Origin of the sequence: Staphylococcus roterodami, from assembly GCA_022493055.1 — a bacterium.
In the GTDB taxonomy this organism is placed as follows: Bacteria; Bacillota; Bacilli; order Staphylococcales; family Staphylococcaceae; genus Staphylococcus; species Staphylococcus singaporensis.
The window spans coordinates 1,440,258-1,465,428 of record CP092781.1 but is presented as its reverse complement, the minus strand read 5'-3'; the positions used below and the strand labels follow the sequence as shown (position 1 = coordinate 1,465,428).

Sequence of the window (25,171 nt, the reverse complement as noted above, 5' to 3'; positions counted from 1 at the left end):
TAAAGCAAGGAGAGATAGCTATGGGTATGGCAACCTATGCTGTTGTCGATTTAGAGACAACAGGAAACCAATTAGATTTTGACGATATTATTCAAATTGGGATAACCTTTGTGCGTAATAATCAAATTATTGATACATATCATTCGATGATTAGAACAAATTTAGAAATTCCACCATTTATTCAGGCGTTAACATCCATTGAAGAAAATATGTTGCAAAAAGCGCCATATTTTAACCAAGTTGCACAGGAAATATACGATAAAATAAAAGATTGTATATTTGTCGCACATAATGTTGATTTTGACTTGAATTTTATAAAAAAAGCATTTAAAGATTGTAACATTCATTATCGTCCTAAAAAAGTAATAGATACGTTAGAAATATTCAAAATTGCTTTTCCAACAGATAAAAGCTATCAATTGAGTGAGCTTGCTGAAGCACATGATATTACTTTAACGAATGCACATCGAGCTGATGAAGATGCTGCTACGACTGCAAAATTAATGATTTTAGCTTTTGAAAAATTTGAAAAGTTACCACTAGATACTTTAAAACAATTGTATTATTTAAGTAAACAATTGAAGTATGATTTATATGATATTTTCTTTGAAATGGTTAGGCAATATGAAGCTAAGCCTTTGGATAAGTCTTTTGATAAATTTGAACAGATTATTTATCGTAAGCAAGTAGATTTGAAAAAGCCTACAACTAAATATAATGGAAGTTTAAAATCGTTATATAGTAAAGTTGTAGAGCGCATGAGATTAACTTATCGACCGCAACAATTATACTTGGCAGAAACAATTTTAGATCAATTAATGCATAGTGACAAAGCAATGATTGAAGCTTCGTTAGGTAGTGGTAAATCGCTAGCATATTTGCTTGCCGCTTTAATGTATAATATTGAAACTGGCAAGCATGTAATGATATCAACGAATACTAAATTATTGCAAAGTCAATTGTTAGAGAAAGATATTCCTGCAATGAATGAGGCATTGAATTTTAAAATTAATGCCTTATTAATTAAGAGTAAGAGTGATTACATTTCATTAGGATTAATTAGCCAAATTTTAAAAGATGAAACAAGTAATTATGAAGTTGGCATTTTAAAAATGCAATTATTGATATGGATTACTGAAACGCCATCTGGAGATATTCAAGAGTTGAATTTAAAAGGTGGTCAAAAGATGTATTTCGACCAGAAAATTGAAACATATGTGCCGGCACGTCATGATGTACATTATTATAATTTTATTAAGCGAAATGCACAAAATATTCAAATTGGTATAACAAACCACGCGCATTTAATACATTCAGATGCGGAAAATTCCATCTATCAATTATTTGATGATTGCATAGTGGATGAAGCACATCGATTACCGGATTATGCCTTAAACCAAGTTACTAATGAATTAAGTTATGCAGATGTTAAATATCAGCTTGGATTGATTGGTAAAAATGAAAATGAAAAATTATTAAAAGCAATTGATCAATTAGAGAAACAACGAATTTTGGAAAAACTAGATATAGCACCAATCGATATATTTGGTTTAAAAGCAAGTATGAATGAAATTCATGAGTTGAATGAACAATTGTTCTCAACAATTTATAAAATTGTTAATGATTCAGAAGTTTATGATGATGATATTCATAGATTCCATAATGTTTTTACTTTTGAATCGAAAGATATTTTGAAAGACTTACATGCGATTATCGACAAGCTCAATAAAACTTTGGAAATTTTTAACGGTATCAGTCATAAGACAGTTAAGTCTTTACGTAAGCAATTATTATATTTAAAAGATAAATTTAAAAATATTGAACAAAGCTTGAAAGCAGGTCATACGAGTTTTATTTCGATTAAAAATTTATCTCAAAAATCAACGATTCGATTATATGTTAAAGACTATGCCGTGAAAGACGTATTAACTAAACAAGTACTTGAAAAATTCAAATCTTTAATTTTTATTTCTGGCACTTTAAAATTCAACCATTCATTTGAAGCATTTAAACAACTATTTAACAAAGATGTTCATTTTAATACATTTGAAGTAAACACTTCATTACAAAGTTCAAAAAATACAAGTGTGTTTATTCCGAGCGATGTGTCATCTTATCAATATAAAAATATAGACGAATATGTAGCATCGATAGTGAGCTATATTATAGAATATACGTCAATCACCGCATCAAAATGTTTAGTATTATTTACAAGTTATAAAATGATGCATATGGTTCAAGATATGTTGAATGAATTGCCTGAATTTGAAGATTATGTTGTTTTAACACAACAGCAGAATCAAAATTATAAAATAGTACAACAATTTAATAATTTTGACAAAGCGATTTTACTAGGTACTTCAACATTTTTTGAAGGTTTTGATTTCCAAGCAAATGGTATTAAATGTGTCATGATTGCTAAATTACCATTTATGAATAAACATAATGCAAAATATTGGCTAATGGATTCAGAATTTACATCAACATTTAAAGAATATGTGTTACCAGATGCGGTCATTCGATTTAGACAAGGACTTGGCCGATTAATACGAAATGAAAATGATCGAGGCGTTATAGTGTCATTTGATGATCGATTAATTAACAGTAATTACAAAAATTTCTTTGAACAAACATTAGAAAATTATCGTCAGAAAAAGGGCGACATTCAACAATTTGGAAAGTTATTAAGACAAATTCAAAAAAAGAAAAAGTAATATAAATTATAAAATCCTCGTAACAAGTTGAAATTGATATAATGTTACGAGGATTTTGTGTTTTAAATTTGAGTACGTTTAATGTTGATTCAAACAGATGGTAAAGCAAATATTATTTAAACGCATAGCTTTATAATTAAGTACGTGTATCAGGACTTAAGTAATTTAGTTGCAAAACAAGATAATAGAATCAATTTTGTATATTTTATTAAAAGTCTATAGGTAAATCATTACCATTTACACGTTATCTTTATGTGTAGTTCTAGAACTTGAAAGCGTATTTTGTTAAAATGAATGAGTATTGTATAACGAAAAAATAAATAGGAGAATGGTTATGAAAACAACGATTAAACAAGCGAAAGATCATTTAAACCAAGACGTTACAATTGGTGCTTGGTTAACAAATAAACGTTCAAGTGGTAAAATCGCCTTTTTACAACTACGTGATGGTACTGGATTTATGCAAGGTGTAGTAGTTAAATCAGAAGTTGATGAAGAGGTATTTAAACTTGCGAAAGAAATTACACAAGAATCATCACTTTATGTGACTGGTACAATTACTGAAGATAATCGTTCTGACTTAGGATATGAAATGCAAGTGAAATCAATTGAAGTGATTTCTGAAGCGCATGATTATCCAATTACACCTAAAAATCATGGTACAGAATTTTTAATGGATCACCGTCACTTATGGTTACGTTCTAAAAAGCAACATGCTGTAATGAAAATTAGAAATGAAATTATTCGTGCTACATATGAATTTTTCAATAATGATGGATTTACTAAGGTTGATCCACCGATTTTAACTGCAAGTGCACCAGAAGGTACGAGTGAATTATTCCATACTAAGTACTTTGATCAAGATGCATTTTTATCACAAAGTGGTCAGTTATACCTAGAAGCTGCTGCGATGGCTCATGGAAAGGTATTTTCATTTGGTCCAACTTTTAGAGCTGAAAAATCTAAAACACGTAGACACTTAATCGAGTTCTGGATGATTGAGGGTGAAATGGCATTCACAAATCATGCTGAAAGTTTGGAAATTCAAGAACAATATGTGACGCATGTTGTTAAATCAGTTTTAGAAAATTGTAAACTTGAATTGAAAATTTTAGAGCGTGATACTTCAAAACTTGAAAAAGTTGCTACGCCATTCCCTAGAATTTCATATGACGATGCAATTGAATGCTTAAAAGCAGAAGGATTTGATGATATCGAATGGGGCGAAGACTTTGGGGCTCCCCATGAAACAGCTATAGCAAATCATTATGATTTACCAGTATTTATTACAAATTATCCAACAAAGATTAAACCATTCTACATGCAACCAAATCCTGAAAATGAACAAACTGTATTATGTGCAGACTTAATTGCTCCAGAAGGATATGGTGAAATTATTGGTGGTTCTGAACGTGTAGATGATTTAGAACTATTAGAACAACGCGTAAAAGAGCATGGTTTAGATGAAGAAGCATATAGCTACTATCTAGACTTGCGCCGATATGGTAGCGTACCACATAGTGGTTTTGGTCTAGGTTTAGAACGCACAGTTGCTTGGATTTCTGGAGTAGAACACGTTCGAGAAACGGCACCATTCCCAAGATTATTAAACCGTTTATACCCATAATATTCGATAAATGATTTAAAAGTTTATTTTCTGACTATTAAAAGAATCGTCCAGTCTATTATTAAATGGCTGGGCGATTTGTGTTTAGTTTTTCATTAATTTATCATAGTTTGATTTGAATTAATGTTTCATTTGATGATTGATATTTCATTTCAGGTGACATATAAATTTTATGAAAATAGCTTTAATATTTTTAAATATAGTAAGCATTTTAGTCGATAATTAAAGAAAATGATTTATACTAATAAGTAATGATTTAATTTAAAGGGAGGCACTAACATGGATAAATATCAATTGAAAACAAGACCTGTAGTGATACGAAGAGAATTGTTAGACCATTACAGTGAATTAGGTTTAGATGAGCAAGATTTAGTTATTTTACTCAAATTGATTTATGCTTCCGAAACTTCAAATAAACAGCCTTCAATAGAATTATTGCAAAAAGGTTCAACAATGCAACCACGTGATGTTACTGCAGTTATTCAAAATTTAATCCAACGTGAATTGCTTGAATTACAAGTTCAAAAAGACGAAGAAGGTAAGTTTACCGAATATATGAATCTTGATCCATTTTTCGAAAAGTTAAGCCAGATTTTAAAGCAACAAAGTATGGATACGAAAGAACAAGATAATAAAGAGAAGTTCAAACAACTATTTAGAATATTAGAAGATACTTTTGCTAGACCTTTATCTCCATTTGAAATTGAAACATTAAATCAATGGATTGATGTTGATAAGCATGATACTGCAATTATTCAAGCAGCCTTAGATGAAGCGAATAGTTTAAACAAACTCAGTTTTAAATATATGGATCGTATTTTACTAAATTGGAAGAAAAACAATGTGAAAACCATTGATGATTCTAGAAAAATACGTCAAAAATTTAATAAACCTAAAATGACTCACACCGTTAAACCGGTGCCGAAATTTGATTGGTTAAATGGAGAGAACCTTGATGGTAAGTAAGAAAAAAGCATTAGAAATGATTGATGTAATAGCGAATATGTTTCCGGATGCAGAATGTGAATTGAAACACGATAATCCATTCGAATTGACTATAGCAGTACTATTATCTGCACAATGTACAGATGTTCTTGTAAACAGAGTAACTAATGAGTTATTCAAAAAATACAAAACACCACAAGATTATTTAGCGGTAAGTGATGAAGAACTTATGAATGATATTCGTTCCATTGGTTTATATCGTAATAAAGCTAAAAATATTAAAAAACTTTGCCAATCATTACTTGATCAATATAATGGAGAAATACCACAAACACATAAAGAATTAGAAAGTTTAGCAGGTGTTGGGCGCAAAACTGCAAATGTAGTTATGAGTGTAGCATTTGGAGAGCCGTCATTAGCAGTAGATACCCATGTAGAACGTGTATCAAAACGTTTAGGTATTAATCGATGGAAAGACAATGTACGTCAAGTAGAAGATCGTTTATGCTCTGTTATACCTAGAGATAGATGGAATAGAAGCCATCACCAATTAATTTTCTTTGGAAGATACCATTGTTTAGCACGTAAGCCTAAGTGTGATATTTGTCCATTGTTAGATGATTGTAGAGAAGGACAAAAACGTTATAAAGCTAGTTTGAAAGAAGCGTGAAATAATGACTAAGATAACAAAAGAAGATTTTCAAAGATTAGAAGACACTATTGATATTTTTGCTAAAAATAAAAAATTAGGTTCTGATGAAGCAAAACCATATTTAGATGAATATCATGCAAAAATCATTGCATATTTTAAGCAAATTAACGGAATTAGTGGTGATATTGATTTTGATAATCTAGATTACTATCCTGTCGTTCCTATGAATTTCAAAGAAAGATATGATTATATGATTGAACGTAAATACCATTTTATGGGATATCGACAAATGAAAACATTTATTATAGAAATAATTAAAATGAATGCCAGTTATCAAACAAGATTAAAAAATAAAAAAGTATAGATATGAAAAGAGCCATCTACATTCAATTAAAGCCCTTTTACAAAAGAGTAGTTCTTTAATTAAATAGTAGGTGGCTTTATTTTTAGACTATTAAGAAGTAGATGCAGCAATAAAACTAATTCATGAAAAATTTAGCATATAATCAAAAAACCTCAGTTACACCATAATGATGGTGTAACCGAGGTTTTTATGATGTGCGGGAATTTAATCAGTTATTAAATAATCCAGTAAATCCTCCGCTATTATTTGATTGTTGTGATCTAGAGTTATTACTATTTGATTGAGCAGTACCACTACTGTTAGCTGACGTGTCACTACCACCGTGTGTGCTACGATTTGTAGTATTGTTATCTTGACTGCCAGAAACATTAATTGATGGAATGCTACCACTTACTGAGCTTGGACGTTTGAAGTCTTCGCCATCTCTAGAAGCAATTTTAGACATTACATTTTCGTATAAATATTGTGGATATTCTTGTTGGCTATGTCCAACAAATGAATTTTCACCATATGGTTTAACTTTACTGAAGCCCATCCACACTGACATAGTGTATTGTGGAGTAAAGCCATTAATCCATACGTCTTTCGCTGCATTGTCTGGTAAATTATATTGTGAATAAGTTTCAGCACCGTAAGTACCAGTACCAGTTTTAGCACCCATATTTACGCCAGATACACCATGACCATATGCAGAACCATATGCTTTAAACGTACCTTTTAACATTTCAGCTAACATATAGGCAGTGTAATCACTCATCGCTTTATGACTAGTGTGATCATACTCAATTGTTTCACCATCACGAGTCACAACTTTTTGAATTGAGTGAGCATTGTTATAAGTACCACCGTTAGCAATAGCAGCAAATGCTGATGCTAATTGTGTAGGTGAGAATTCTGATGCAGAACCACCCAGTACTTCAGAAGGTCCGATTTCGCCATCATAATTCAATCCTAATTTTGCAGCAAATTTCTTAGGTGCGTCACTTCCAGCATTTTGCTTAACTGATTGCCAAGTTTTTAATGCTGGAATATTGAAACTTTGACGAAGAGCATCATAAATTGAAACTGTACCATGACTCTTAGTATCATAGTTTCTAAATGTAGATCCTTCAACTTGATATGAAGACTCATCTTGAATCGCATGGTTTGTTGCCCATTTCATATTTTCAATGGCAGGACCATACGCTAAGAATGGTTTTAAAGATGAACCAGTAGGGTGAGGGTCTGTTGCTTGGTTTCGGTTAACGACATCTTTGAAATCACGTCCACCAGAGATGGCAACTAAACCACCAGTTTTACTATCAAGAATTGTTGCACCAACTTGTTGGTCTTTGTTCTTGTAGAAGCTACCGTTATCAACATCATTTTGTAATGTTTTTTGAACATCTTTATCCATATTTGTATAAATCTTAATGCCACTTTGTAAAACATTACCTAAATTATCATCTTTGAACTCTTTGTTGTTCATTAATTCAGATTTTACAAAGTTAACGTAAGAATTATACTCAGAATCTTGATTTGTATCAATGTTTTGACGTTCTTCTTTAGTACGATTAACTAAATTAGCTTTAAGGTCAATTTTCTTCGCTTCTTGCCACTGTTTATCCGTAATACGCTTATGATAATGCATTAAGTATAAAACAGTGTCTTTACGATCTTCAGCGGCTTTAGGATGATCATAAATATTATAATTGTTTGGAACCTGAGGTAAACCTGCTAAATATGCTTCCTCAGCTAAGTTTAAATCTTTCAAATCTTTGTTGAAATAATACTTAGCTGCAGCTTTAATACCAGTTACACCATCAGAATAGTAAATTTTATTTAGATATACTTGGAATATATCATCTTTACTATATTCTTGTTCTAAACGATATGATAAGTATGCTTCTTGAGCTTTACGACCGATAGATTTATGTTGAGATAAAAATGCATCCTTAACAACTTGTTGTGTTAAAGTTGAAGCACCTTCAGAACCAAATCCACCTGTTAAGTTCTTACCAATCGCACCAAACAAACGTTTATAATCTAGCGCACCATGTTCGTAGAAACGATTGTCTTCAGTTGCTAATACTGCATCTTTCATTGATTTTGGCACATCTTTTAAGTTAACGTGCTCATGTCTTTGACCATTATCTAATGTTTTAACAAGTTCACCATTCTTGTCATATATCTTTGCAGGAATTGGATCTTGTAATTTAGCTTCGGTAAAAGCAGGTGCTTTCCAAGCATAATAAGCAAACAATAAGATACCTAGTAAAAGAACAACGAAAAATGCAATAATCATGAAGCCAATAATCTTAATAATCGTTCTCTTCACATTTCTATTCTTTTTTGAATTGGATTTCCCGCCATTGTTCCCATTTTTCTTTGGCTGAGAAGATCCTTTGTTTTCCGTCATACGCGGTCCTCACTTTCATCTAATATCAACTTATCAACTGCTTTTAGATAGTCTAATCTTGGTTGATACTGATAAGGAATATGGTAACCATTTTTTCGTATTTCATCAACTGTTATAGATTTTTTAATATCATCTTTGTATCTATTCCAAAATATTTCGAATTTTGAATAAGGTAAAAGATAAACTTCATCTAGCGTTTTAAAACGAATCATTAAAAATACAATACCTTTTTGTTGATATGCACTTTTCATATGTTCGACTTGGTGGTCATGGATATTGTTTAAAGGGAAGGAAGTTTTATTTTTAGTCTCCTTTGCTTCAAAGTCAATATAATAACCTTGGTAAACGCCATTGTAATCAGTTGTTGAAGGTGTACGAAAATATGCTTCATTAATCACAGCTTTACTCCGTTTTGGATAATTAACATTAACTATCTGCACAGGAGTAGGTTTCTTATGAATAACAGCAATGTCGCTTTTAAGATAAAACGAATTTGAATGTTCGATATCTTTTTCAAGTGACATACCACGTCCACCGTATTCAATATTACTAAAGGCAGGAGGCTTTTTCCCTCCGTCTATAGCACTATTTTTACGATATGGTTTACCATTTGGATAATTCATAAATTTCACCACACAAGTTTGGTAGTAAACGATGTTCATTATACACAACATTATAGTAAAACACCAAACTTAAATTAGTATAAATGCGAAAGACACAATACACCAAAGCTTATTTTAACGTGATTTCGACATTAACACAATATTATTATAATACATTTACCGTTATTGTTGGAAATTTACACATGAATTTATACTTTGTAAAAGATTTGCTTCTAAAAATTAAAATCTAAAACAAGTTTTTTAAAAATTAGTGATAATGTGTAATTGTAATGACAGGTTGGATTTTTAAAACATATCAAAAAAGTCCTTAAAAAGTAAATAAAAGATTAGTCGTATTTATTGATAAATGGTCTAGCTATAAAAATCACCATTTATATAGGAAGTTTTTAGATTATCTTGTTACACAAGCTGACTATTTTTGAAATATAAAAAATTAAAATCAATTAAAGTCTTAAAACATGACTATTGTAGTATATTGTGATAAATTTAAAAATGTAGGAGGCGTCCTCATGAATGATATAGTCGAAGCACTTATTTATGAAGTTAATAACATGCAACGAAATTTTGAGAGTGTTAAATCACAACAACTGGATCATGATTTTTACAAAATTGTAAAACCATATACAGTACATATTGATAATTTATTAAATGAAATGAAATTACAACGCGAATCAATTATTCATGTACCTTATATGAATCAAAGGAAATTTGAATTATTGATTTCAAACATCGAACAATTATCTGTTGAGTGCCATTTTAAAAGAACTAGCAGAAAGTTATTTATTGAAAAGCTGAAAAGTGTTCAATATGATTTGCAAAATATTTTAGATGGCTTAGTTAAAGAGGGTATTTATGGTTAAAACAGTTTATGTGACAGGTTATAAATCATTTGAATTAAATATTTTTAAAGACGACGCACCCGAAGTACATTACTTAAAACATTTTATAAAGCATAAAATCGAACAATTGTTAGATGAAGGATTAGAATGGGTGTTAATTCAAGGACAAATGGGTATAGAATTATGGACTGCTGAAGTGGTGATTGAACTTCAAAAAGCGCACGAATCGCTAAAGTTCGCTGTTATTACACCGTTTCTAGGACATACTGAAAAGTGGAATGAACATAATCAAAGTAAGTATGCCAATATTATTAAGCATGCAGACTATGTTGATAGTATTTTTCATACACCGTATCAAGGTCCTTTTCAATTTAAGCAAGCAGATCAATTTATGCTTGAACATTCAGATCAAACATTGCTCATTTATGATGAGGAACAAGAGGCCAGCCCTAAGTTCTTCAAGCAGATGTTAGTTGATTTTATGGAAAAAACAAACTATACTTGTGATATTGTGACGTTCGATGAATTAACAGCATTCATCAATGACTTACAGTGGTCTGAAGATCAAAGTTTCTAATGAGGTGGAAAAAATGTCAGATGTTTCATTGAAATTATCAGCAAAAGATATTTACGAAAAAGATTTTGAAAAAACAATGGCTCGTGGCTATAGAAGAGAAGAAGTAGATGCATTTTTAGATGACATTATTGCTGATTATCAAAAAATGGCCGATATGAATAACGAAGTTGTAAAATTGTCAGAAGAGAACCATAAACTTAAAAAAGAATTAGAAGAATTAAGACTACGTGTAGCAACATCTAGACCTCAAGATAATAAAAGTTTTTCTTCAAATAATACAACAACAAACGCATCTTCAAATAATGTAGATATATTAAAACGTATTTCAAACTTAGAAAAAGCTGTATTTGGTAAATAATTACTAAATACAAAAGTTTAACTGTCTTACCAATAATGACTATGTTATAATTTTAAAAGTGATATTTTGGGTAATCGCTATTTTTAAATAGAGGAAAGTCCATGCTCACACAGTCTGAGATGATTGTAGTGTTCGTGCTTGATGAAACAATAAATCAAGGCATTAATTTGACGGCAATGAAATATCCTAAGTCTTCGATATGGATAGAGTAATTTGAAAGTGCCACAGTGACGTAGCTTTTATAGAAATATAAAAGGTGGAACGCGGTAAACCCCTCGAGTGAGCAATCCAAATTTGGTAGGAGCACTTGTTTAACGGAATTCAACGTATAAACGAGACACACTTCTCGAAATGAAGTGGTGTAGACAGATGGTTATCACCTGAGTACCAGTGTGACTAGTGCACGTGATGAGTACGATGGAACAGAACATGGCTTATAGAAATATCACTACTAGTTTAGCTCTCCTAGATGATGGAGAGCTTTTTTCATGAAAAAAACACTTAAAATGAATAGTTTGTCTTGATATAATGGCAATGCCTCATTTTTTATTAAAATTAAAATATTCACAGTGAAATAATTAACTGTTATGATAAACAATTTACAAACACTGATTAAGAATAAAATAGCTGTTTAAAAGGAGAATTATATATGTTTCAATTACTTGCAGTTTGTCCGATGGGATTAGAAGCGGTTGTTGCAAAAGAAATACAAGAATTAGGCTATGAAACAAATGTTGAAAATGGTCGAATCTTTTTTGAAGGGGACGCAAGTGCAATTGTAAAAGCTAATTTATGGTTGCGCACAGCTGACAGAATCAAAATTGTAGTTGGTCGCTTTAATGCAACAACGTTTGACGAATTATTCGAACAAACTAAAGCATTGCCATGGGAATCTATTATAGATAAAGAAGGTAATTTCCCAGTTCAAGGACGTAGTGTTAAATCGACACTTCATAGTGTGCCAGATTGTCAGGCTATTACTAAAAAGGCTATAGTTGAACGTTTAAAGCGTGCTTACAATGAAAAAGGCTGGTTAAATGAATCAGGTGCTAAGTATCCAGTTGAAGTTGCTATTTTAAAAGATAATGTATTACTGACTATTGATACATCAGGGTCAGGTTTGAATAGACGTGGATACAGACTAGCACAAGGTGAGGCGCCAATTAAAGAGACGTTAGCAGCAAGTTTAATTCGTCTTGCAAACTGGAAAGGTGATACGCCATTAATTGATCCATTTTGTGGATCCGGAACAATTGCCATTGAAGCTTGTCTAATTGCTCAAAATATTGCACCTGGATTTAATCGTGAATTCGTATCAGAGCAATGGAATATCATGCCGGCAAATATTTATGATGATTATAGAGACGAAGCAGATAAAATGGCAGATTATGATAAAGAAATCGAAGTCTTTGCTTCAGATATTGATCCAGAGATGGTTGAAATTGCAAAACGAAATGCCGAAGAAGTTGGTTTAGCGGACATTATTAAATTTAGTGTCAAAGATGTAAATACTTTGACAATCGATACGGAAGAACCTGTGGCATTAATTGGAAACCCACCTTATGGTGAACGTATAGGTGACCGTGAAGAAGTTGAAGAAATGTACCGTTATATCGGTAAACTAATGAAACAACATCCATATTTATCGACATACATTTTAACAAGTAATAAAGAATTTGAATATTTAGTAGATCGTAAAGCGACGAAGAGACGTAAGCTATTTAATGGTTATATCGAGTGTACGTATTATCAATATTGGGGTAAAAAGGCTGAACGTAAAGGTACTGAAAATTAGTTTTTTAAATGTAATTGGTTAGCAATTATTTTATCATAGTAACTTTAATGTTAGATTAAAGGCGTAAGTTGATATGTCTAAATAAAAATAGATATATAATGCTTAATGTGGAGGAGTATATAAATGGGTAAAAAAATGGGTCTAGGTTTATCTATAGCATTGGTCGTTATTGGAATTGCAGTGATTTGTTTAATGATTTTTTCAAGTCAAAAAACAACATATTATGGGTATATGAATAGTGATACAAATGCTGAAAAAGTTGTCAGTGAAAAAGATGGATTAGTAAAACATAATGTTAAAGTAAAACCAGCTGATAATTTTAAACCGAAAAAAGGGGACTTTGTTAAACTTGTCTCTAAAGATGATGGTAAGACATTTTATAAACAAGATGTTGTTGAACATGATGATGTTCCTCACGGTTTAATGATGAAAATACATGACATGCATATGAATTAATAAAAAGCATCTATTTCGTATTTAGGGTCTTATAATTTCGACCTAAAAATACGTTTTAGATGCTTTTATTTTTGGATTTTATTAAATTTGACTGATGAAAAGTTTCTGTTAATTCTTTAGTTTGATTTTTAATCTTGTATATATTATTGCTTAGTTTTTCGATCTTTAAGATACAAAATTAATTCAATTATAAATACTAGTATGAGAGATAATCCAAATAAAGGCATTAACAATCCTAATATCACTAAGAATATAACTAAAGATAATGATGCTGGTTTTTTGACGCGATGTGGTAATTTCACAGAAGCATTTTTTGTACGCTTTATCCACGATACAACCCCCATACCAATCGCTACTAATAAAGCAATACAAACAAGTAAATTAATGATTTTATTTAAAATTCCAAATAAATGACCCTCATGAAGTGGAATACCCCAAGTAAACCATTTAGCTATAATACCATAATCATCATATTTAATTGTACCAAGTTCTTTGCCACTATATTGATCGAAGTAAAGTGTTTTTTCGTCGTATGGTGAGACATCTAGACCAGTCACGCCAGAGTTACTCGTATTAGACACTATAAAGGTGCCATGTTTATCACTAGGATAAACAATTGAGAATGGCTTTTTAATGCCAGATTTTTGCGCGTTAGTAACGACTTTATCTATTGAAATTTGATGATCTAAATTTGTCTGAGGCATTGCCATTCCGCCGTGGTGACTATTTGAACTCTTCTCTGAAGACGCGGGTTGTTTATTTTTACGGGTGGCCCAAGGTAACTCATTCAAGTCGGATTTAGGTGGATTTATTGATAATTCAGATTGCCCAAGATTACCATTTGTTTCCATCAATCCCGCTATCTTACTACCCATAAAACCAGACCATGGCAATCCAGTTAAGACTAAAATAAATACTGGAATTGCAATAATAATTCCAAGTATTGCATGCCATTTTTGCCAACGAAGTGCCTTGCTTTTATTAGTTATTAAATGTTTTTTAATAAGTAAATACGTACCAGATAGAATCATAAATATAGTCCAACAGGCAGTTAACTCAACCAAATAATTTATGATTGTGTTTTCAGTGAAAAGTGAACTATGTATATTCCGCATGACGTTTGAATACGTATGTTTCGCATTTTGATCAGCAACAATTTGGTTATTCTGATCTAAAAAGACATACCGTTGATTTCCTGCCATATCACTTATTGTGATTCGATTATTGTAAGGTTCTGCCATTACACTAACTTTACTGACAAAGAAGCCTTCATATTTACGTTCAACTTGATGGACGGCATCGTTTAATGTTTGATGTGTTTTAATATCGCTATCGCTGAAAAATTCATTTTTATAGATGTTATTTTCAACTTCTGGAAAAAATAGATAACCAATGCCCGAAATGGTTAATGTTATTAACAACGGTGCGATAAATAATGCTGCATAGAAATGCAATCTTTGTAATGGATTAAATGTATTTTTCATGTTTCCCTCCCACTTGGCTATTATACGGTGTCAATTCTGTGACGTGTGTGAACAAACTGTGACAAAATATATTTTTTGTAAAATTTAAAGTTGATTTGCGATTTTTAGGAAAATGAAATTTTGAAATTGATTGTTTGTATAATATTGATTATTCATATGTTTTATTAAGCGGCTATGATAAAATTTATACATAACGTTATACGTGAAGATTTATACTTTTTGTAAATCGACGTGGTTAACAAAAGGTAGTAATATGTGAACGAATCAAAGGGGAAAGTAACATGATTAATAAAGAACAATTAGATCTTTTGTATAAATTAAAAAAAGAAGTTGAAAAGTCTCAAAATGATGCACTTTTACATACAATAAATCAAGTTATAAAAAAAGTTTATCTACAGCAATACACATTATCATTTGTTGGTCATTTTTCAGCAGGTAAATCTACATTAATTAATTTACTTATTGAACAAGATATTTTACCAAGTTCACCTGTACCAACAACTAGTAATACGGCTATCGTTTCTGTATCCGACAATGAAGACATTATTGCTAATTTACCAAATCAAACTTATGCCAAATTAACAAATTATGATGAAGTAAGAGAAATGAATCGTCAAAATGTAGACGTTGAATCTGTAGAAATTAATTTTCAATCATCTAAATTTGATAATGGGTTTACATTACAAGATACACCAGGTGTGGATTCAAATGTCGCATCGCATCAATCTATTACTGAGCAGTATATGTATACGAGTAATATGATTTTTTATACTGTTGATTATAATCACGTGCAATCTGAACTCAATTTCAAATTTATGAAACACATTAATGATGTAGGTATTCCAGTAGTATTTATTATCAATCAAATAGACAAGCATCAAGATGAAGAATTATCATTTGATAAATTTAAAGAACGTGTTGAAAAGTCTATTGCAGATTGGGATATTAAATTGTCACGAATATTTTATGTTTCAAAATTTGATCATCCTGAAAATGAACTTGAAGCATTATCTAATTATCTTGTCGCTTTAGATCAACAGAGAGAAACGCTTGAAGATTATACTGCAAGAACAGTTGATTATATTACTGAAGCTCAACTTGATTATATCCAATCTGAAATTCAAGATGTATTAGAAGATTTAGGAATTGAAGAAGATGAATTTGAACAAGCATTTTTAAATAGTCAGCAACATCAAGCTGTGAGTGAAGAGGCACAACTTTTAAATAATCCAGATGAATTAATGACATTTTTAAAGAATAAGCGTAAAAATATTTTAGAAAATGCATATATTATGCCGCACGATATGCGAGAAATGTTACGTAGTTATTTGGAAAGCATGTCGCAAGATTTTAATGTGGGTGGGCTGTTCAATAAAAAGAAGAAAAAGCAGCAAATACAGCAACAGCGACTTGATAGAGTAGTAGATGCATTGCAACAATATGTCAATCAACAAATACGCCAACCGATGCGTGAAGATATGTCATTCGTAACTCGTTTCATTAATAAAAAAGAAACGGCCGACAAAGTGTTGAATCAGCATTATGAAATTAAACCGGAAATGATTGAAAGCTTATATCAACCTCAAACATCAATTAGTAATACCTATGTTTTAACATTTTCGGATGAAGTAGTAAAAGCGATAAAAAAATATGTGGAACAACAATCAACGCCAATTTTCAAAGAAATTATAGTGAATGTGCAAGCAGATGAATTACCAACTGAAGAAAATGACGATTTAAAAGAATATCAACGTTATACAGAATTAAGTGAGTTACGTCAGTCATTAACGACTAGGAATTATCGCCATTACTATATTCATTTGGATGAATCTTTGGATAAATTGATTGGCAGACAAGAAACAACGTATAACCCAAATACAGAAAATATTCATATTAGGTCAGAACATCAACAATTAAATCAAAATTTAAAATCAACGGAGACATCTATTGATATTAAAAAAGGACTCGACATTATTTCAGATGTACCATTGTTTAATCGTACAAAGCAAGATATAAAGGATACATTAACTAGATTAGATAATAAGTTAGTGAAAATTGGTGTATTTGGAACATTTAGTGCAGGTAAGAGTAGTTTAATTAATGCATTATTAGGTGAACATATTTTAGTGAGTTCACCAAACCCAACTACAGCAGCCACAACTGAAATATCTTATGGCAATGAAAGTTATATTACTTTGAAATCTAAAATACAATTGTTGAATGAAATTAATGCAGTTGTCGAGTATCACCGAATGGCATTTTCGACAATCGAAGACTTTATTAATGCAGATTTAGAAAAATTAAAAGCACAATTAAATAAAAATCAACTTGCTTTTATTCAAGCAATCGAAAAACATTATAATATGTATGACGAAATGCTTAATATTGGTGAAAAACATGCTATAAATCAACAAGAATTAAAGAAATGGAGTGCAGAAGATGAATATGCGACATTTGTTAAAACAGTGCATATTGCATTGGAGCATGAATGGTTAAAAGGGAAAATTATAGTAGATTCATTAGGTTTACATTCTAATAACCAAAGACATACAAATGAAACTGAACAAATTTTAACTTCGTCAGACTTAATTTTATATGTAAGTTATTTTAATCATTCATTTACGGATAATGATAAAGCATTTATCGAACATATGAAGGATATGAACCAACTTAATGAGAATCAAGCATTTAAAATGGTTATCAATGCTTCAGATTTAGCAGAAAATGTTGATGATCTTGAAGCGGTAAAAAATTATGTATCAGATGCATTGAGTCAAGTTAATTTACATTCAGACATTTTTGCTGTATCAAGTCGAGAGGCACTCAAGACATCAGATAAAGGTATTAACCAATTAAAAGAAAGTATTCAGTATTTTGTAGATGTAGAGTCTAAATTAATTTTAGAGCAACAAATGATTCATCAATTACAACAAATTGATCATTCGTTTGTAGAAATGATTAGCGAATTTGAAACCAATAAAGCGGATATTACTCGTCGTCAGCAAAAGTTAGAAACTTTTAAAGATAAACAGCGATTGCAATATCAGTTAATCGATGCAACTATACAAAGTACAGATAATGAAGTTGAAGAACAAGTTTATCATTTAAATGCACGTTTGAAATTACAATTACTTGATGATGTTAAATCAGTATTTAATACACAGATGACGCAAAATAGTGATTTTAACGAGGAAAAGAAAATTTCATCAAAAGTATATTTAGATCAAATACATCAACGTCTATTTTTAGAGCAATCTTTAATTACTGAACGCATTAAAAAATATTTTAATGCACAACTTGACAATCAAATCGCACCAATTATGCAACAATTAGAGCAATTACATGTAATTATTAATCCTCAATTTAATTTGGAACCTTCAGTAGTAGAACAACCATTATTGCATATTGATTTAAATGATATGTTAAGTTCACTACCAAAACAATTGACTAAACGTAAAATTTTGAATCCAAACGGACAAAGGGAGATTCATGAGTTGATTTGTCATAAGACAATTGAATTATTACAGCCACAGTTGATGCTATTAAGACATCAACTTGAAGATTACGTTAAACAAATGGCTAGTGAAGCTGAATTGCAGTTTAAAAATCTTGAAGATAATATTCAAACACAAGTGAATGATTTATTAGCATTTGATTTAGATAACTCACTTATCAATCAACTAAAAGATAAACATAAAGAACTTGAAACAATTATATATTAAGAAAGAAGGATAGTTTTAAATGCCAAATAAAATATTACTTGTAGATGGAATGGCGTTATTATTTAGACATTTTTATGCCACAAGTCTTCATAAACAATTTATGTACAATTCACAAGGTGTACCTACAAATGGGATACAAGGCTTTGTACGTCATATCTTTTCAGCTATACATGAGATAAGACCAACACATGTTGCTGTATGTTGGGATATGGGCCAATCAACGTTTAGAAATGATATGTTTGATGGTTATAAGCAAAATCGCCCTGCACCACCAGAAGAATTGATACCACAATTTGATTATGTTAAAGAAATTTCTGAGCAATTTGGCTTTGTAAATATTGGTGTTAAAAACTATGAAGCGGATGATGTTATAGGAACATTAGCGCAACAATATTCAACAGATAACGATGTTTATATTATTACGGGCGACAAAGATTTATTGCAATGTATTAATGACAATGTTGAAGTTTGGTTAATTAAAAAAGGGTTTAACATTTATAATCGATATACGTTACATCGATTTAATGAAGAATATGCCCTTGAACCACCACAACTAATTGATATTAAAGCGTTTATGGGTGATACAGCAGATGGATATGCAGGTGTTAAAGGTATTGGTGAGAAAACAGCTATTAAGTTAATTCAGCAATATCAAAGTGTTGAAAATGTTGTTGAGAATTTAGAGGCATTATCTGCAGGTCAACGTAATAAAATTAATGACAATTTAGATGAACTATATTTATCGAAACGACTTGCTGAAATTCACACACAAGTACCAATAGATAGTGAGTCATTATTTGATCAAATGTCATTTGCTACAACATTAAATCACATATTATCAATTTGTAATGAACATGAATTGTATGTTTCTGGAAAATATATTTCAACACATTTTTAAATATAAAGCGATGTCTGATTGACTAACAATTACCACTATATATTAAATGGCAATTTCTAACTTTTATGATTAGAAATTGCCTTTTTTTATTTTCAGTAAATAAAGACGAAACAATTTTGGAAAAATTAATACAAAGCCAAATTCTAGATAAAGTGTGTGAGTTCATAAATTATTTACTTAACACCTATTAAATAGAAGAGTTACAACTTTATTCAAAAATAAAACGGATTTGATTATTTAGATTTTGAGTCAATGTATAAATACAACTATAAATTATATCGAGTATAAGAGTTTAATATAATAGCATAATTGCACATCATATTTATAAATAATAATTTTATATTAAATATTTATTAACAAATTATAGATAAAATATGAATAATTAATTAATGGTATTTACATATGCATGTCCAATAGATAAAATGATTGTGAATTAATTCACAAATATAAAGAGGAGTGTTGCAAATGTTAGTTGCAGTAGTCAAAGAATTAAAACAAGGCGAAGGTCGTGTAGCTTGCACACCTGAAAATGTGCGTAAGTTAACAGATGCAGGTCATAAAGTACTCGTTGAAAAAAATGCAGGTATCGGTTCAGGTTTTTCCAACGAAATGTATGAGCAAGAAGGCGCAAAAATTGTAAGTCACGAACAAGCATGGGAAGCAGACTTAGTTATCAAAGTTAAAGAACCTCATGAAAGTGAATACCAATATTTTAAAAAAGATCAAATTATCTGGGGATTCTTACATTTAGCTTCTTCTAAACAAATAGTTGAAAAAATGCAAGAAGTTGGTGTAACTGCTATTAGTGGTGAAACAATTGTGAAAAATGGAAAAGCAGAATTACTTGCACCAATGAGTGCTATAGCAGGACAACGTTCGGCAATTATGGGAGCGTATTACTCTGAAGCGCAACATGGTGGACAAGGTACATTAGTGACTGGTGTTCATGAAAATGTGAATATTCCAGGAAGTACATATGTCATATTTGGTGGCGGAGTTGCAGCAACAAATGCTGCTAATGTTGCATTAGGATTAAATGCCAAAGTAATTATTCTAGAGTTAAATGATGACCGTATTAAATATTTAGAAGAAAAATATACAGATAAAGATGTCACAGTAGTCAAATCAACACCAGAAAATTTAGCAGAGGAAATTAAAAAGGCAGATGTATTTATTTCTACAATTTTAATTCCTGGAGCTAAACCACCAAAATTGGTTACTCGTGAAATGGTTAAATCAATGAAAAAAGGTTCAGTCTTAATCGATATAGCTATTGACCAAGGTGGAACCATAGAAACAATCAGACCAACTACAATTTCTGATCCAGTATATGAAGAAGAAGGTGTAATCCATTACGGTGTACCTAATCAACCAGGTGCTGTACCAAGAACTTCAACAATGGCGTTAGCGCAAGGAAATATTGATTATATTTTAGAAATTTGTGACAAAGGATTGGAACAAGCCATTAAAGATAACGAAGCATTAAGCACTGGAATAAATATATATAAAGGTCAAGTGACAAACAAAGGATTAGCAACATCTCATGATCTTGATTTTAAAGAAATCTTAAATGTCATTAAATAAAAAGTCTGTAATTGAAAAAGAGTGAAATGAATTTTTATATAAATAAGCAATATTTGGACTAAAAATTTACAAAACGGAAGGATGTAATCAATTATGACAACCAACACAGTAACATTACAAACAGCACACATTGTAAGTTTAGGAGATATCGAAGAAGCAAAAGCAAGCATTAAACCATTCATTCGCAGAACGCCTCTTATTAAATCTATGTATTTAAGTCAAAATATCACTAAAGGTAACGTATATTTAAAACTTGAAAATATGCAGTTTACAGGTTCATTTAAATTTAGAGGTGCTAGCAATAAAATTAATCATTTGTCAGATGAACAAAAAGCTAAAGGTATTATTGGCGCATCAGCCGGAAATCATGCACAAGGTGTAGCTTTGACAGCAAAATTATTAGATATTGATGCAACGATTGTGATGCCAGAAACAGCACCAATTGCTAAACAGAATGCTACCAAAGGATATGGTGCAAAAGTCATTTTAAAAGGTAAAAACTTTAATGAAACTAGACTTTATATGGAAGAATTAGCGAAAGAAAATGGTATGACAATTGTTCATCCATATGATGATAAGTTTGTCATGGCTGGTCAAGGAACAATAGGATTAGAAATTTTAGATGATATTTGGAATGTTAATACGGTCATTGTTCCAGTTGGTGGAGGTGGCCTAATTGCAGGTATTGCCACCGCTTTAAAATCATTTAACCCATCTATTCATATTATCGGCGTTCAAGCTGAAAATGTGCATGGCATGGCAGAGTCATTCTATAAGAGAGACTTAACTGAACATCGTGAAGATAGCACAATTGCAGATGGTTGTGATGTAAAAGTACCAGGAGAAAAAACATACGAAGTAGTAAAACATTTAGTAGATGAATTTATTCTTGTATCAGAAGAGGAAATAGAACATGCAATGCAAGATTTAATGCAACGTGCCAAAATCATTACAGAAGGTGCAGGAGCATTACCTACAGCAGCTATTTTAAGTGGGAAAATTGATAAAAAATGGCTAGAGGGTAAAAATGTCGTTGCATTAGTTTCAGGAGGAAACGTTGACTTAACTAGAGTTTCTGGTGTCATTGAACATGGATTAAATATCGCGGATACAAGTAAGGGTGTGGTAGGTTAAAACTTCCAATCTTAAAAATGAGGTGTAATTATGTCAAATGGTAAAGAATTACAAAAAAATATAGGTTTCTTCTCAGCGTTTGCAATCGTAATGGGCACGGTTATTGGCTCAGGTGTATTCTTTAAAATATCAAACGTGACAGAAGTAACAGGAACAGCAGGAATGGCCTTATTTGTATGGTTCCTAGGCGGCATCATTACCATTTGTGCAGGGTTAACAGCAGCAGAACTTGCTGCTGCAATCCCTGAAACAGGTGGCTTAACGAAGTATATAGAATATACATATGGTGATTTCTGGGGATTCCTTTCAGGATGGGCTCAATCATTTATATATTTTCCAGCAAACGTCGCAGCCCTCGCTATCGTTTTTGCGACACAATTAATTAATTTATTCCATTTATCAGCAGGATTATTAATTCCTTTAGCTATCGCTTCTGCATTATCTATAGTGCTGATTAATTTCTTGGGATCTAAAGCAGGTGGTATTTTACAATCTGTAACATTAGTAATTAAACTAATACCAATTATTGTTATCGTTATATTTGGTATTTTCCAATCAGGGGATATCACATTTTCATTAATTCCTTCTACTGGTAATTCTGGAAATGGCTTTTTTACAGCAATTGGTAGTGGTTTATTAGCTACAATGTTTGCATATGATGGCTGGATTCATGTTGGAAATGTTGCAGGTGAACTTAAAAAACCTAAGCGAGATTTACCATTAGCTATTTCAGTAGGTATCGGTTGTATTATGGCAGTATATTTACTTATTAATGCGACATTTTTATTAACACTTCCAATTGAATTACTGGCTGGTAACTTAAATGCAGCTTCCGATACATCAAAAATATTATTTGGTGAATATGGCGGTAAAATTATTACAATTGGTATCTTAATATCTGTTTACGGTACGATAAATGGTTATACAATGACTGGTATGCGAGTACCATATGCTATGGCTGAGAGAAAGTTATTACCATTTAGTCACTTGTTTGCAAAATTAACAAAATCAGGTGCACCATGGTTTGGAGCAATTATACAACTGTTGATTGCAATTATCATGATGTCAATGGGTGCATTTGATACGATTACGAACATGTTAATTTTTGTCATCTGGTTATTCTATTGTATGTCCTTTGTTGCAGTAATTATTTTAAGAAAACGCGAGCCGAATATGGAAAGACCGTATAAAGTACCTTTATATCCAATCATACCTTTAGTTGCAATTCTGGCAGGATCATTTGTATTAATTAATACATTATTTACGCAATTTATTCTGGCGATTATTGGGATTCTAATTACAGCGCTAGGTATACCAGTTTATTTCTATAAAAAGAAACAAAAAACGGCATAAAGTTTGACAATTAGCATTGAGAATAAATGGATGAATTCATCATATATTTAAAGTTTTGCACATTAAAATTAATAAAAATCATTCAATTATTCTATTAACCAGACAAATTTTCATAATGAGATTTGTCTGGTTTTCAAAAGTATAGGGAGGCAAATTGAAATGGAAAAGCCGTCAAGAGAAATATATGAAGGCGATAATAAATTATTAATAGGAATTGTCTTAAGCGTTATAACATTTTGGTTATTTGCGCAATCGCTGGTTAATGTTGTACCAATACTTGAAGACAGTTTTAATACAGATATAGGAACAATAAATATCGCTGTGAGTATAACCGCATTATTTTCAGGCATGTTTGTTGTTGGAGCAGGAGGACTTGCTGATAAATATGGACGTATTAAACTGACGAACATAGGCATTATGTTAAGTATTCTTGGCTCATTATTAATTATTATTTCTAACATGCCTTTATTATTAATCATTGGTAGATTAGTACAAGGACTTTCTGCGGCATGTATTATGCCTGCTACTTTATCTATTATAAAATCCTATTATATTGGAAAAGATAGGCAACGTGCGTTAAGTTACTGGTCAATAGGTTCTTGGGGCGGCTCTGGTGTTTGTTCATTTTTTGGAGGAGCAGTAGCAACGCTTTTAGGTTGGCGTTGGATTTTTATACTTTCAATCGTGATTTCACTAATTGCGCTGTATTTAATTAAAGGTACACCTGAAACAAAAGCGAAAAGTATTTCAATTAATAAATTCGATATCAAAGGATTAATCGTTTTAGTTATTATGTTACTAAGTTTAAATATAGTAATTACAAAGGGTGCAGAATTTGGCGTGACTTCAATGATATTTATCGTTTTGCTAGCGATTACAATTGGATCTTTCGCTTATTTTATATTTCTTGAAAAGTATGTTAAGAACCCTTTAATTGATTTTAAACTATTTAAAAATAAAGCCTATACAGGTGCAACTGCTTCAAACTTTTTGCTAAATGGTGTTGCTGGAACGTTAATTGTTGCCAATACTTTTGTGCAAAGAGGTTTAGGTTATTCTTCATTGCAAGCAGGTAGTTTGTCAATTACCTATTTAGTGATGGTACTTATTATGATTCGTGTAGGAGAAAAGTTACTTCAGACACTTGGTTGTAAGAAACCGATGTTAATTGGTACAGGAGTCCTAATAGTCGGAGAGTTTCTGATTTCATTAACTTTCTTACCAGAAATAATATATGTTATTTGTTGTATCGTTGGCTATTTATTCTTTGGATTAGGACTTGGAATTTATGCGACACCATCAACAGATACTGCAATAGCGAATGCACCATTAGAAAAAGTAGGTGTCGCTGCAGGTATTTATAAAATGGCTTCATCTTTAGGAGGAGCTTTTGGCGTTGCATTAAGTGGTGCAGTTTATGCGATTGTTGCTGATATTTCAAACATTTATACAGGCGCAATGATAGCATTGTGGTTAAATGCTGGTATGGGAATTTTATCATTCATTATCATTATGTTCCTCGTACCAAAACAAAATGTATCACAATTACAATAAAAAATAATTGACTGAGATAGAAATAATAAAAGTCGCTACACTAATAAAATAAACCGTTTCTTTTGTGTAATCATTTTAGATGATATAACAAAAG

19 protein-coding genes and 1 other RNA gene are annotated in these 25,171 nt (G+C 31.2%); 17 read left to right on the top strand and 3 right to left on the bottom strand.

Going from position 1 to position 25,171, the window contains the following annotated elements:
* Positions 1-20: 20 nt before the first annotated feature.
* From ML436_07035 to ML436_07015, 5 genes are all read left to right on the top strand, one after another.
* Positions 21-2,714, top strand: coding sequence for an ATP-dependent DNA helicase DinG (locus tag ML436_07035; protein UMT76961.1), 2,694 nt, complete (start codon positions 21-23; stop codon positions 2,712-2,714).
* 334 nt (positions 2,715-3,048) lie between these two features.
* Positions 3,049-4,341, top strand: coding sequence for an asparagine--tRNA ligase (asnS, locus tag ML436_07030; protein ID UMT76960.1), 1,293 nt, complete (start codon positions 3,049-3,051; stop codon positions 4,339-4,341).
* Between the two features lie 279 nt (positions 4,342-4,620).
* Positions 4,621-5,307: a DnaD domain-containing protein gene (locus ML436_07025; protein UMT76959.1), complete on the top strand. Its 687-nt coding sequence runs from the start codon at positions 4,621-4,623 to the stop codon at positions 5,305-5,307.
* Positions 5,297-5,956: an endonuclease III gene (nth, locus tag ML436_07020; GenBank protein ID UMT76958.1), complete on the top strand. Its 660-nt coding sequence runs from the start codon at positions 5,297-5,299 to the stop codon at positions 5,954-5,956. The genes ML436_07025 and nth overlap by 11 nt, the downstream gene beginning before the upstream one ends.
* Before the next feature lie 4 nt (positions 5,957-5,960).
* Positions 5,961-6,302 carry a hypothetical protein gene (locus tag ML436_07015; protein ID UMT76957.1) on the top strand — a complete coding sequence of 114 codons (342 nt, stop codon included), beginning with the start codon at positions 5,961-5,963 and terminating at the stop codon, positions 6,300-6,302.
* 208 nt (positions 6,303-6,510) lie between these two features.
* Here the strand turns inward: ML436_07015 and ML436_07010 are convergent, their stop codons facing one another.
* Both ML436_07010 and recU read right to left on the bottom strand, forming a co-directional pair.
* Entirely contained in the window at positions 6,511-8,700 is a 2,190-nt protein-coding gene (locus tag ML436_07010) for a penicillin-binding protein (protein UMT76956.1), read from the bottom strand.
* A complete protein-coding gene (gene recU / locus ML436_07005) occupies positions 8,697-9,323 on the bottom strand; it encodes a Holliday junction resolvase RecU (protein ID UMT76955.1) in 627 nt (208 codons plus the stop codon). The genes ML436_07010 and recU overlap by 4 nt, the downstream gene beginning before the upstream one ends.
* A 509-nt stretch (positions 9,324-9,832) precedes the next feature.
* Here recU and ML436_07000 point away from each other — a divergent pair.
* The 6 genes from ML436_07000 (at position 9,833) to ML436_06975 (ending at position 13,348) form a co-directional block, all read left to right on the top strand.
* Complete coding sequence (locus tag ML436_07000) at positions 9,833-10,183, top strand: YppE family protein (GenBank protein ID UMT76954.1); 351 nt, start codon at positions 9,833-9,835, stop codon at positions 10,181-10,183.
* Positions 10,176-10,739, top strand: a complete 564-nt coding sequence (locus ML436_06995) for a DUF1273 domain-containing protein (GenBank protein UMT76953.1) — start codon at positions 10,176-10,178, stop codon at positions 10,737-10,739. Before ML436_07000 ends, ML436_06995 begins: the two co-directional genes overlap by 8 nt.
* Before the next feature lie 13 nt (positions 10,740-10,752).
* Entirely contained in the window at positions 10,753-11,097 is a 345-nt protein-coding gene (gene gpsB / locus ML436_06990; protein ID UMT76952.1) for a cell division regulator GpsB, read from the top strand.
* Positions 11,098-11,159: 62 nt separating this feature from the next.
* Positions 11,160-11,539: RNase P RNA component class B (rnpB, locus tag ML436_06985), an RNA gene on the top strand.
* A gap of 207 nt (positions 11,540-11,746) precedes the next feature.
* Positions 11,747-12,892, top strand: coding sequence for a class I SAM-dependent RNA methyltransferase (locus tag ML436_06980; GenBank protein ID UMT76951.1), 1,146 nt, complete (start codon positions 11,747-11,749; stop codon positions 12,890-12,892).
* Between the two features lie 123 nt (positions 12,893-13,015).
* A complete protein-coding gene (locus ML436_06975; GenBank protein ID UMT76950.1) occupies positions 13,016-13,348 on the top strand; it encodes a DUF4889 domain-containing protein in 333 nt (110 codons plus the stop codon).
* A 143-nt stretch (positions 13,349-13,491) separates the two neighbouring features.
* On the opposite strand, the gene ML436_06970 is transcribed toward ML436_06975, so the two are convergent.
* Complete coding sequence (locus ML436_06970; GenBank protein ID UMT76949.1) at positions 13,492-14,832, bottom strand: PepSY domain-containing protein; 1,341 nt, start codon at positions 14,830-14,832, stop codon at positions 13,492-13,494.
* A 281-nt stretch (positions 14,833-15,113) separates the two neighbouring features.
* Here ML436_06970 and ML436_06965 point away from each other — a divergent pair, with 281 nt between their 5' ends.
* The 6 genes from ML436_06965 to ML436_06940 all read left to right on the top strand — a co-directional run bounded on the left by ML436_06965 (position 15,114) and on the right by ML436_06940 (position 25,077).
* Positions 15,114-18,554, top strand: a complete 3,441-nt coding sequence (locus tag ML436_06965) for a dynamin family protein (protein ID UMT76948.1) — start codon at positions 15,114-15,116, stop codon at positions 18,552-18,554.
* 19 nt (positions 18,555-18,573) lie between these two features.
* On the top strand, positions 18,574-19,452 hold the full coding sequence (locus tag ML436_06960) for a 5'-3' exonuclease (GenBank protein UMT76947.1): 879 nt from the start codon (positions 18,574-18,576) through the stop codon (positions 19,450-19,452).
* 465 nt (positions 19,453-19,917) lie between these two features.
* On the top strand, positions 19,918-21,036 hold the full coding sequence (gene ald, locus ML436_06955; protein UMT76946.1) for an alanine dehydrogenase: 1,119 nt from the start codon (positions 19,918-19,920) through the stop codon (positions 21,034-21,036).
* A gap of 93 nt (positions 21,037-21,129) precedes the next feature.
* Positions 21,130-22,170, top strand: a complete 1,041-nt coding sequence (tdcB, locus tag ML436_06950; protein ID UMT76945.1) for a bifunctional threonine ammonia-lyase/L-serine ammonia-lyase TdcB — start codon at positions 21,130-21,132, stop codon at positions 22,168-22,170.
* Positions 22,171-22,200: 30 nt separating this feature from the next.
* Positions 22,201-23,523, top strand: a complete 1,323-nt coding sequence (locus ML436_06945; protein ID UMT76944.1) for an amino acid permease — start codon at positions 22,201-22,203, stop codon at positions 23,521-23,523.
* Between the two features lie 159 nt (positions 23,524-23,682).
* Positions 23,683-25,077, top strand: a complete 1,395-nt coding sequence (locus tag ML436_06940; protein ID UMT76943.1) for an MFS transporter — start codon at positions 23,683-23,685, stop codon at positions 25,075-25,077.
* Positions 25,078-25,171 lie beyond the last annotated feature (94 nt).